This is a genomic window from Algihabitans albus (assembly GCF_003572205.1).
GTDB classification, from domain to species: domain Bacteria; phylum Pseudomonadota; class Alphaproteobacteria; order Kiloniellales; family DSM-21159; genus Algihabitans; species Algihabitans albus.
In genome coordinates this window covers 945,634-954,803 of the sequence record NZ_QXNY01000002.1, presented here as the reverse complement: position 1 = coordinate 954,803, position 9,170 = coordinate 945,634, and the positions used below count along the sequence as shown (strand labels likewise).

Annotated in this window: 12 protein-coding genes and 1 tRNA gene; 3 read left to right on the top strand and 10 right to left on the bottom strand. The window is 66.8% G+C overall.

Going from position 1 to position 9,170, the window contains the following annotated elements; all coding sequences use genetic code 11:
* Window positions 1-77: 77 nt before the first annotated feature.
* The 9 genes from DBZ32_RS06080 to DBZ32_RS06040 form a co-directional block, all read right to left on the bottom strand.
* On the bottom strand, window positions 78-1,118 hold the full coding sequence (locus DBZ32_RS06080) for a FecR family protein (RefSeq protein ID WP_162906593.1): 1,041 nt from the start codon (window positions 1,116-1,118) through the stop codon (window positions 78-80).
* A 10-nt stretch (window positions 1,119-1,128) separates the two neighbouring features.
* Window positions 1,129-1,653 (bottom strand): sigma-70 family RNA polymerase sigma factor, encoded by a 525-nt coding sequence (locus tag DBZ32_RS06075; protein WP_119166170.1) that lies wholly within the window; start codon window positions 1,651-1,653, stop codon window positions 1,129-1,131.
* 138 nt (window positions 1,654-1,791) lie between these two features.
* On the bottom strand, window positions 1,792-2,286 hold the full coding sequence (locus DBZ32_RS06070) for an arsenate reductase ArsC (RefSeq protein WP_119166169.1): 495 nt from the start codon (window positions 2,284-2,286) through the stop codon (window positions 1,792-1,794).
* Between the two features lie 6 nt (window positions 2,287-2,292).
* Complete coding sequence (locus tag DBZ32_RS06065) at window positions 2,293-2,766, bottom strand: UPF0262 family protein (RefSeq protein ID WP_119166168.1); 474 nt, start codon at window positions 2,764-2,766, stop codon at window positions 2,293-2,295.
* On the bottom strand, window positions 2,763-4,103 hold the full coding sequence (gene hisD / locus DBZ32_RS06060) for a histidinol dehydrogenase (protein WP_119166167.1): 1,341 nt from the start codon (window positions 4,101-4,103) through the stop codon (window positions 2,763-2,765). Before hisD ends, DBZ32_RS06065 begins: the two co-directional genes overlap by 4 nt.
* Window positions 4,093-4,755 (bottom strand): ATP phosphoribosyltransferase, encoded by a 663-nt coding sequence (gene hisG / locus DBZ32_RS06055; RefSeq protein ID WP_119166166.1) that lies wholly within the window; start codon window positions 4,753-4,755, stop codon window positions 4,093-4,095. Before hisG ends, hisD begins: the two co-directional genes overlap by 11 nt.
* Window positions 4,756-4,915: 160 nt before the next feature.
* Window positions 4,916-5,440: a DUF2948 family protein gene (locus tag DBZ32_RS06050; RefSeq protein ID WP_119166165.1), complete on the bottom strand. Its 525-nt coding sequence runs from the start codon at window positions 5,438-5,440 to the stop codon at window positions 4,916-4,918.
* A 44-nt stretch (window positions 5,441-5,484) separates the two neighbouring features.
* The gene (murA, locus tag DBZ32_RS06045; protein WP_119166164.1) at window positions 5,485-6,774 is read right to left on the bottom strand and encodes a UDP-N-acetylglucosamine 1-carboxyvinyltransferase; all 1,290 of its coding nucleotides are present in this window, start codon (window positions 6,772-6,774) and stop codon (window positions 5,485-5,487) included.
* Between the two features lie 160 nt (window positions 6,775-6,934).
* Window positions 6,935-7,132, bottom strand: a complete 198-nt coding sequence (locus tag DBZ32_RS06040; RefSeq protein WP_119166163.1) for a hypothetical protein — start codon at window positions 7,130-7,132, stop codon at window positions 6,935-6,937.
* Between the two features lie 211 nt (window positions 7,133-7,343).
* On the opposite strand from DBZ32_RS06040, the gene DBZ32_RS06035 reads away from it, so the two are divergent.
* A tRNA-Thr gene (locus tag DBZ32_RS06035) sits at window positions 7,344-7,418 on the top strand.
* 360 nt (window positions 7,419-7,778) lie between these two features.
* Here the strand turns inward: DBZ32_RS06035 and DBZ32_RS06030 are convergent.
* Entirely contained in the window at window positions 7,779-8,240 is a 462-nt protein-coding gene (locus DBZ32_RS06030) for a TIGR01244 family sulfur transferase (protein WP_119166162.1), read from the bottom strand.
* Window positions 8,241-8,375: 135 nt separating this feature from the next.
* Between DBZ32_RS06030 and DBZ32_RS06025 the strand changes: the two genes are divergently transcribed.
* Both DBZ32_RS06025 and DBZ32_RS06020 read left to right on the top strand, forming a co-directional pair.
* Window positions 8,376-8,684: an ArsR/SmtB family transcription factor gene (locus DBZ32_RS06025; RefSeq protein ID WP_235830059.1), complete on the top strand. Its 309-nt coding sequence runs from the start codon at window positions 8,376-8,378 to the stop codon at window positions 8,682-8,684.
* A 49-nt stretch (window positions 8,685-8,733) separates the two neighbouring features.
* On the top strand, window positions 8,734-9,165 hold the full coding sequence (locus DBZ32_RS06020) for a YeeE/YedE family protein (protein ID WP_208539110.1): 432 nt from the start codon (window positions 8,734-8,736) through the stop codon (window positions 9,163-9,165).
* Window positions 9,166-9,170 lie beyond the last annotated feature (5 nt).

Genomic DNA, 9,170 nt, shown 5'->3' with positions numbered 1-9,170 from the left:
CGAATGAAACTTGTTTGCAGCTCCTATAGTGGAGACAGCGCAGCGTCCGGAATATTCAAAAAAAATCTGAGGTGGTGTCAGCGCCTGGACAGCACCAGGATCCAGGGAGAGACTTCCCGGACCTTGGCGCCCTGCGCAGCGGCCATGGCCTCCAGGGCAGCTTTGGGGTCCGATAGCTTGTAAAGACCGGTCATCGGCGCCCGGATAAGCTGCGGATCGGCAATGATGATGACGCCGTCGAAGTAGCGATCCAGGATCGCGACCAACTCGCCGAGCGGCCGATGCTGCGCCGCCAGCAATCCATCGCGCCAGGCGCCGACAAGGGCGGCGGCGACCTGTCTTTTCTTTAAGTCTCCGCCCGGACCGACCTCCAGGACATCGCCTGGAACCAGGCTTTTGCTCGTTGCGGTCTCGCCGCTGTCCGTAAGCGCTGCCTCGACCCGGACAGATCCTTCCTGGACAGCGATCATGGTGCTTTCGTCGGTCAGGCCGACGGCGAACCGCGTGCCCAAGACGATCGTTTCCACGGCGCCAGCCCGCACCTGGAAGGGCCGGTCCGGCTCGGCAACCACGTCGAAAAAGGCCTCGCCACGCAGCAACTCTATGCGGCGCACCGAGGGGCCGAAGGTGAGTGCGACCGCGCTCTCGGGCGCCAGCTGCAGGCGGCTGCCATCCTCAAGGTCGATCAGCTTGACCTCGCCGGTGGTGCTGCTGTGGTCCGCCCGCAGGCTCACGAGCGCGCCGGGCAACAGCATGAATATCAGTGCGGCCACCGCGGTGATCCCACCAACGGCCAAAACCGGGCGGCGCAACAGGCGTCGCGGGGGACGAGCACCAGCAGGCTGACCTCGCCCTGTCGCGACTCTGCCGGTTGCGGAGGGCATTCTTTCAAGCTGGGTTTCGCGCGCCTGTGCGGGTTGATCCCAATCCTCGATGTGGGCCGGCAGTGTCATCGCCATCAGCTGCCAGGTCCGCAGCGTTTCGTGCCAGTCCCTCCGGTGGCCTTCGCAATCCGCCAGCCAGCGCCGATGTTCCAGGCGCAAGGCCTCGTCGCCGGGGGCGTCGTTGAGGACGACCAGCCATTCGCTGGCGCTCCGCGGTTTCTGTCGGCTGCTCATCGCTCCCATATCACGATCTGCGCCTCAGTCTGGACTCGCAGTGGTCGAGTGCATCGACGACCAAGGCATGGGCCGTGCCGACCGACACCCCCAGATGGGCTGCGATGTCGGCAATGCGATAGCCGCCGAAACGGTGCATCTCCAGAGCCACGCGTGAGCGCCTGGGAAGTTCGTCCAAGGCGGTTTGGAGAACGCGTAACTGGTCGCGGTCGATGGCCTGGGTTTCCGGGTCCGGTCGGTCCGTCGGAATTTCCGCGGCGCTCTGCCCTTCGCCCAGGACCAAATGACCGCGTTCCCGATTCAGGCGCTTGCGTACGTCGAGGGCGAGATTTCGCACGATCCGGAACAGATAGGCCAGCGGCTCGTCCAAGGTCTCGTTGGCTGCCCGTCTGCGCTCGGCTCCTTGCAGCCTCAGATAGGCATCCTGGACGACGTCTTCCGCGAGACTTCTTTCGCCGACGATATCGTTCGCATAGTTCAGCAACGCGGTCCGATGCGTCGTGAAGAGCGCGAGTGCCGTACTGTCCTGACCCAGCGTCGAGTTCTCCCGCCACGATGCGATCCCTGGTCGCTGCCGTCGCGGCGCGTCCAGCGGCTACTCGCCCAATTAACTGCGAATCATTCTCAAGAAAGTTCTAGCGATTGACCGAGCGGCGCGCAACCTGTCCGCGGTCTAGACGTCCGGCCTGAGATCTTTCGGGAAGCGGGCCTGGATGCGGGTCAGCAGGTCGTCGCGCGAACGGCGGAAGGCCTCCAGCATCTCTTCCCGGCTGCCCTCGACCATCGTGGGGTCCAGGGTCGGCCAGTAGAGCACGTCGCAGGCCATGGTGCGGGTCATCTCCACGGCCGAGTGCTGGGCCTCGGGCGAGAGCGAGATGATCAGGTCGAAGGAGGAGTCCTCCAGGTCGTCGAAGGTCTTCGCCCGATGCCGCGAGATGTCGATGCCCAGTTCGTCCATGGCCGCCACGGCGAAGCCATTGACCTCCTGCGCGCGTACGCCGACGGAGTCGACGTAGATCCGATGGCCGAGCAGATGCTTGAGCAGCCCTTCGGCCATCGGCGAGCGCACCGAGTTTTCGGAACAGGCGAAGAGAACGGCATCGGGCAGGTGGAGAGGCGGATCGGCGATGAGATCGGAGGACAGCTCGGGGGACCACTCTGGGGCCATCGCCGCCTAGCCTTTGATGTGAAGGACGCAGAGCAAGGTGAACAGCCGCCGGGCGGTGTTCTCGTCGACCTCGATCTTGCCCTTAAGGCGTTCGCGCAGCAGGTCGGCGCCGTCGTTGTGCAGGCCCCGCCGTCCCATGTCGATGGCTTCGATCTTCGAGGGGCTGGCGGTCTTGATCGCCTCGAAATAGCTTTCGCAGACCGTGAAGTAGTCCTTCACGATGCGCCGGAAGGGCGTGACCGACAGGCCGACCGTGCCAAGCTGCTCTTGGTCGTCGCCGTCGCGGATCTCGAAGACCAGACGATTCTCCGACAGCGACAGGCGCAGGCTGTAGGGGCCGGCGAAATCGCCGAGCGGCACGAAGCTGTTGTCCTCCAGCAGGTCGAAGATCGCGACCGCGCGCTCGTGTTCGATATCGGGATTGCGGCGGACCAGGGTCTGCTCGTCGAGCGCGATCCTGACGAGCCGCTGATCGCTCATTCCGCCTCACCGTCCGGGCCGTCCGTCCGGCCGTTCTTCATGCCGCCCTGCAGGCGGATTGCGACCGAGAGGGCGTGGGCCTGCAGGCCCTCGGCCTCGGCCAGCGCGACGGCCGCCGGTCCCAGGGCGGCCAGCGACTGCGGATCGGCGCCCAGCAGCGACGAGCGCTTCATGAAGTCCAGGGTCGAGAGGCCGGAGGCGAAGCGGGCGCTGCGCGCCGTCGGCAGTACGTGGTTGGGCCCGGCGAGGTAGTCGCCCAGCACTTCCGGTGTGTAGCGACCGAGGAAGATGCTGCCGGCATTACGAATTCGCGGCAGCAGCGCCTCGGGCTCCGCGACCGCCAACTCCAGGTGCTCCGGCGCGATGGCGTCGATCAGCGACGGCGCTTCCTCGGCCAGGTTATCGACCAGCAGGATGGCGCCGTGGCGCTCCCAGGAGCGGCTGGCGATCTCGCTGCGCGGCAGGCGTTGCAGATGCAGCGCAACCGCGCGCCGCACCGCTTCGGCGAAGCCTGCATCGTCGGCGATCAGGATCGACTGCGCCACGCTGTCGTGCTCGGCCTGGCTCAGAAGGTCGGCGGCGATCCAGGCCGGGTCGTTCTCGGCGTCAGCCACCACCAGGATCTCGGACGGGCCGGCGATGGAATCGATGCCGACCTGACCGAAGACCTGGCGCTTGGCTTCGGCGACATAGGCGTTGCCGGGGCCCACGATCTTGTCGACCGGGCGGATCGTCTCGGTGCCGTAGGCGAGGGCGGCGACGGCCTGGGCACCGCCGACGCGGTAGACCTCGTCGACGCCGGCGAGCTGCGCGGCCGCCAGCACCAGCGGCGCGGTCTTGCCGTCCGGCGTCGGCACCACCATCACGACGCGCGGGACGCCGGCCACCTTCGCCGGGATCAGGTTCATCAGGACGGAGGAGGGGTAGGCGGCGGTCCCGCCCGGGACGTAGACGCCGGCGGCGGCGACGGCCGTCCAGCGGTGACCGAGCCTGACGCCCAGGTCGTCGGTCCAGAGCGCGTCCTCCGGCTTCTGTTTCGCGTGATAGGTCTCGATCCGCGCCGCTGCCAGCTTGAGCGCCTCCAGCGTCTCGGGCGGGCAGGCGGCGGCGGCGGACTCCAGCTCCGTCCGGGGAATGCGCAGCGTTTCGGGCGTCAGCTCCAGCCGGTCGAAGCGGTGGGTGTAGTCGATCAGCGCCGCATCGCCGCGTGCGCGGACCGCCGCCAGGATGTCGCGGACCCGGCTCGCGACGTCTTCCTCCGGCGCTCGCTCCTCGGCCAGAAAGGCGGCGAAGGCGGCCTCGAAACCGGCGGTCGAGGTCGTGAGTTCACGTGGCATCGACAGCCTCCCGAAAACGCGCGATCCAGGGTTCCAGGCTCTGGCGCTCGGTCTTGAGCGCCGCGCGATTGACGATCAGCCGGGACGTGATCTCGGCGATCTGCTCCACCTCCACCAGGTCGTTGGCGCGCAAGGTGCTGCCGGTCGAGACCAGGTCGACGATGTGACGGCTGAGGCCCAGACCCGGCGCCAGCTCCATGGCGCCGTTCAGCTTGACGCACTCGGCGGTGACGCCGCGTGCGCGAAAGTAGCGGCGGGCGATATTGGGGAACTTGGTGGCCACCCGCACATGTTGCCAGCGTTTGGGGTCGTCGCTCTGCGCCTGTTCCGTCGGTTCGGCCACGGCGAGACGGCAGTAGCCGATGCGTAGGTCGACCGGGGCGTAGATGGCCGGATAATCGAATTCCATCAGCACGTCGGCGCCGGCCACGCCGAGCTGCGCGGCGCCGTAGGCGACGAAGGTCGCTACGTCGAAGGCGCGCACCCGGATGATGTCCAGCCCCGGCAGGTCGGTGGCGAAGCGGAGCTGCCGCGCCTTCTTGTCGAAGAAGGCGGGTTCCGGCGCAATACCGGCGCGCTCCAGGACGGGAATCAGTTCCTCGAGGATGCGACCCTTCGGCAGCGCGAGAACAAGGGGACGGTCGGAGGACATAGGGCGTTTCGCTTGCGGGAGTTTCGCCAGTCGGCGGCGACGGTTCGAAGGCTGTTAAGCCGCTACTTAGCCCTTGCGGTCCGAAGGGTCCAGCCGGCGGGCCCGCAGATCGGCCATGACGGTCGTTGCAGGAGTGGCCGTGAAGCCGCCTTTGCAGCCGTCAGGGCGTCGCGTCGGCCTCGACCAGATGGCGCGGCAGATCGCTGGCGGGCCAGGGATCCCCCAGGTCCTCCAGATGGCAGCGGATCTCGGCCACCTCCAATCGCAGGAAGGCACCGCCGGAAAAGTGGAAGGTGATGCGCTTCGGCTGACTCGCCACGGTCAGCAGATTGAGCAGGGTGGACTTGCGGCCACGCGGCAGGTTGCGGGTGGCCACGGCCTTCACGCGGTCGAAGATCAAGCCGCTGTGGGTGCGCCAGAACCGCGAGGAGTCCGCTGCCGCCCCGTCCTCGAAGCGTGCATCCCCGTCCTCGAAGCGTCCATCCTCGCTCTCGGTTCTGCTCGCTTCCGCTTGAGACGCCCTGCCGGTGCGCTCCCACATGAAGCGGTTGAGCACCAGGGCGAAGCGGCGTTCGCGCGGCAGGTAATCCATCTCGCTCAGCGGCACGATGGCATCCTGTAAAAGGGCGGCCATCACGTCCATATCGACCGCATCGCGGGCGCGCAGCTTCAGCCGCTCGGCCATGCCCCGGTTCCCCTCGGTCTCATCGCTTTCCTATGCCACCGCCGTCAGTCGGCCCGTTCGCGCTGGATATCGGCGCCGCAGGCGGCCAGTTTTTCTTCCAACCGTTCGTAGCCGCGATCCAGATGATAGATCCGGTTGAGCTCGGTTTCGCCCTCGGCCGCCAAGCCCGCCAGCACCAGGCTGACCGAGGCGCGCAGGTCGGTCGCCATGACCGGAGCGCCCAGCAGCGACTGGCGGCCGCGGACCAGCGCCGACGCGCCGTGCACGACGATGTCGGCACCGAGCCGCGAAAGCTCCGGCACATGCATGAAACGGTTCTCGAAGATCGTTTCCGTCACCATGGCCGCGCCCTCGGCCGTGGTCATCAGGGCCATGAATTGGGCCTGCAGGTCGGTGGGAAAGCCCGGGAAGGCCTCCGTCATGACATCGGTGCCGGTCAGTCGTCCGTTGGCCCGGCGCACGCGCAGGCCGCGGTTGGTCTCCTCGGTCGCGACGCCGGCCTTGTCGAGCGTTTCCAGAACGGCCGGCAGGTGCTCCGCCTTGGCGCCCAGCAGATGCAGGTCGCCGTCGGTGATGGCCGCCGCCATGGCATAGGTGCCGGCTTCGATGCGGTCGGGCACGACGGCGTGTTCCGCGCCGGTCAGGCCGGCGACGCCCTGAATGCGGATGCGGTCGGTCCCGGCCCCCTCGATCTTCGCGCCCATGCGGACCAGAAGGTCGGCAAGGTCGCCGATCTCCGGCTCGCGCGCGACGTTCACCAACTGCGTCTCGCCCTTGGCCAGGCAGGCCGCCATCATCAGATTTTCGGTGGCGCCGACGGAAATCTTCGGGAAGACCACTTCTCCGCCGATCAAGCCCTTGGGGGCCTTGGCCTTCACATAGCCGCCGTCCAGCTCGATCTCAGCCCCCAGGGATTTGAAGCCCTCCAGATGCAGATCGATGGGGCGCGTGCCGATGGCGCAGCCGCCCGGCAGCGAGACCTCGGCCAAGCCCTCGCGCGCCAGCAGCGGACCCAGCACCAGCACGGAGGCGCGCATCTTGCGCACCAACTCGTAGGGCGCCACGGTGGAGGCGATCCTTGGCGCCGCGATCTCCAGCACCCGGCCGCTATGGCCGTCCGGACCGCAGTCGCCGTTCAGGTGCAGCTCGGCACCCAGGCGCGTCAGCAGATTCGCCAGCGTCGAGATATCCATCAGGTGCGGCAGGTTCGACAGGCGTACCGTCCCGGGCGTCAGCAGCGCGGCGGCCATGAGGGGCAGGGCGGCGTTCTTCGCACCGCTGATCGAGATATCGCCTTTGAGCGGCTGGCCGCCGCGAATACGGATCTTGTCCATGTCGTCGGATGTCCCAGAGAGAAAGTACGGAGCGCGCCGGCCCAACCCCAACTGCCACGCCACAAGATCTAGCTGTTCCCAGCCTCTGGCTTCTAGACCATCGGCACCCAACGCTCAAGGCGTGGCGGCTCAAGGGACAGGCCGAGCGGCGGGACGGACCTCAGGCCTCTCCCGACCCGCAGGGCCGGTCCTTCTCGCCGGAGGCTTCGGAGCCGATTCCGGGTTGGGTGGTTCGGGATTGGGTATCCTGGCGTTCACGGGCTTGCTGCTTGCGACGGCGCAAGTTGGCCCGCAGCGCCTCGGCACGGCGCGCCTCTCGCACATCCGGCTTGGTGTTGGTCTTTGGTGCGTCCGTCATGATGTCACCTCTGCCAGCGTCCTGCGGCAGGGTCAAGGCAGCGACGCGGCAAAGCGAAGGCCCGGCATCAAGCCGCCAGGAGCCTACAAAGAGCCTTGCACCCTCCCGACCCAAGTGGCACATAGGGCGCCTTCGCGTGAGGGGCCTCGTTTCCGCCTTGTCGGTTTTACGGCGGCGGGCGGGACTCTTAGCCTCCTCGAGGAAGCCCGGCGCTGCCGTAGCTCAGGGGTAGAGCACTCCCTTGGTAAGGGAGAGGTCGAGTGTTCAAATCACTCCGGCAGCACCACTGAATTTCTCCGAAAATCAGTACTCTCGATGGCGCTGGACGCTCCGCGCCAACTCCGGCCGGAATCGAAAAGAGCCGCTCCGGTTCGGAGCGGCTCTTCGCGAATGGACGGGCATTGCGTCCGTGATCTCTAGAGATCGGGAATCTTAGGCCTGCCGTAGAGGTTGCTCCACGATCGACGAAAGCCCCTTGCACGCGACCCCCGTGCTCATTTCGCTCGACATTGGATCACCTCCTTTCTGCTGTTGAAGACACTTGGCTCCACAGCCGGGCGACTCGGCTGATGCCGACGACCGACCGACGCCAGCGTGGCAGGCTTGGCGTGGCTGTCAACGCAGAAAATGTTGCAGATGCCGGCCGCTAGCCGCGCGCCGTCAATTGCTCGTGCAACTGCACCCACTGCTGCAGCATCGGGCGCATCTGAGAGAGGTCGTAGCCCGCCTGGCCGGCCTCCGCGATCACAGCCTCGACGTCGCGGGCCTTGTGGCAGGCCTCCGCCAGTGCCCAGAGCGCGGTCGAGCGCGCACCGGAGCGGCAGTGGGCCAGCACCTTGCCGGGCGCGGCTTGAACGGCGGCGTGAAAGGCCTCGAGCGTTTCGGGCGAGAGCGACTGCGCCGTCATGGGCACGTAGCTGTAGGCCAACCCGGCCGCCTCGGCCGCGGCCCGCACCGCGTCGGAGGTCGGCTGCTCCGGCCCGCCTTCGCCGTCCGGCCGGTTGTTGACGATCGCCGTGAAGCCGTCGGCTTTCAGGGCCTCGATGTCGTCCGGTCCGATCTGTCCGCCGGCATAGACCTTGTCGTCCAGGCGCTTGGTCTCGACCATTCTCTCGCCGCTCCCCGTCAGTTTCGTCTCTACTCCGCCTTGCAGGTACGGGTTGGCCGCGCAGGCTGCAAGGGCTGCGGTTTCGTCGCTTGATAATATTCGTAAATCATTATATGAATAATTATGAATGTAAAGATGGCGTTCGAATCGACGGCCTTGGAGGACAGCGCGGCCGAGGCTGCCGCTTTCCTCAAGTCGTTCGCCAACAAGCACCGGCTGATGATTCTCTGCACGCTGGTCGAAGGCGAACGCTCGGTCGGTGATCTGGGGGAGCGGTTGGGGATCAGCCAGCCCAACACCTCGCAACAGCTCCTGCGCCTGAAGGCGGAGGGCCTGATCGACTCTCGCCGCGACGGACCGACCGTCTTCTACCGGCTGGCCGACGACAAGGTCCGGCCGATGATCGAGGCGCTTTACGAGCTGTTCTGCCCGAAGATCCGCTGAAGCGCCATCCGAACCCCAATCGAACCTTTGGTTCGGGACAGAGGCTGTGATGGAGATTGTGAACTTTACGCCTTACGCGGCGTTGGCTGGCGGCGCCTTGATCGGTCTCTCGGCCAGCTTGCTGATGCTGGCCAGCGGCCGGATTGCCGGGATTGCCGGGATCCTCGGTGGGCTTTTCCGGCCTGTGCCGGGCGAGTGGGGGTGGCGGATCGCCTTCCTTGTCGGTCTTCTCCTCGGTCCGATGCTGGTCGGACTGTTGGGTGGGCGCGTGCCGGCACCCAGCTTTCAGACCGGTACGCTGGGGATGATCGCCGCCGGCTTGCTGGTCGGTTTCGGCACTCGCCTGGGCGCCGGTTGCACCAGCGGTCACGGCGTTTGCGGGCTGGCCCGTCTCTCGCCACGCTCCCTGGCCGCGACCCTGATCTTCATGACCGCTGCGATCGTCACGGTCTACCTGCTGCGCCACCTCGTCGGAGGCTGATATCC